Origin of the sequence: Candidatus Thiodiazotropha endolucinida, from assembly GCF_001715975.1 — a bacterium.
Classification (GTDB): Bacteria; Pseudomonadota; Gammaproteobacteria; order Chromatiales; family Chromatiaceae; genus Thiodiazotropha; species Thiodiazotropha endolucinida.
Window position 1 is genome coordinate 1 of sequence record NZ_MARB01000054.1, and the last position, 1,165, is coordinate 1,165.

The 1,165-nt window shown below is 51.2% G+C and carries 1 protein-coding gene; it reads right to left on the reverse strand.

Features of this window, described 5'->3' with window-relative positions; all coding sequences use genetic code 11:
* Positions 1–42: 42 nt before the first annotated feature.
* Positions 43–1,130, reverse strand: a protein-coding gene (locus CODIS_RS20300) for an IS3 family transposase (RefSeq protein ID WP_417903665.1) whose coding sequence is annotated in 2 segments (ribosomal slippage) — positions 43–875 and positions 875–1,130 — 1,089 coding nt in all. Because the reading frame shifts where the segments join, the coding sequence is not laid out codon by codon here.
* Positions 1,131–1,165: the final 35 nt, after the last annotated feature.

Genomic DNA, 1,165 nt, shown 5'->3' on the forward strand with positions numbered 1-1,165 from the left:
GGTAATCCCCCCATTAATAATGGGACTCAAAAGTAGTCACTGTTAAGCGGTCTGAGCCAACTTCTGTATCGGGGTGATTCCACCTAATGCCATGTTTGGTCGATCATTATTGTAGCGCCATAACCACCGGGTGGCAGTATCCTGTGCATGGGTAATCGATTCAAATAAATGTTGATCCAGCCACTCATGCCGAACAGTCCGATTGAACCGTTCCACATAAGCGTTCTGCTGTGGCTTACCCGGCTGAATATATTGTAACTGAATCCGATGCCTGTTGGCCCATTCAACAAGCTGACTACTCAAGTATTCCGGCCCATTATCGCAGCGAATGAACTTGGGTTTGCCACGCCACTCAATGATGCGACCCAGGGTACGGATGACTCTGAGTGCCGGCAATGAAAGATCAACTTCAATCCCCAAGCCTTCCCGGTTGTAATCATCGATCACGTTAAAGGTCCGAAAGCTTCGACCATCTATCAGCCGATCATGCATAAAATCCATCGACCAGACTTCGTTGATCTGCCGGGGCACTGATAACTCATCAGGCTTGTCTCGCTTCAATCGTCGCTTCGGCTTGATCCTCAGATTCAACTCCAGCTCACGGTAGATGCGGTAAACGCGCTTGTGATTGTAGCCGTAGCCCCTCACATTGCGCAGATACAGAAAACACAGGCCAAAGCCCCAGGTGCGATTGGCTGTTGTGAGGCGAAGTAGCCAGTCCGCGATATGGGCATTGTCACCCGATAGCTTCGGCTGGTAACGGTAGCAGGTCTCGCTGATACCAAAAATCTCGCAGGTCAGGCGGATACTCAGCCCGTGCTTCGACAAGGCGTGCTTGGCCATCTCTCGTCGTTGAGATGGCCTCAGTACTTTCCCTCAAGGGCCTTCTTGCGGATCTCGGCCTTGAGCCGTTCTTCTGCATACATCTTCTTCAGGCGCCGGTTCTCCGCCTCCAGTTCCTTCATCCGCTTCATCATCGATACGTCCATGCCGCCATACTTGGCGCGCCAATTGTAAAAAGTGGCATCACTCATACCGTGCTTGCGGCACAGCTCAGCGACCGGAATACCGGCCTCGGCCTCTTTCAGGATCGATATGATCTGGGATTCGCTGTAGCGGGACTTCTTCATTGTAGATTCTCCTTTTCGTAATCATAATTGGAAAA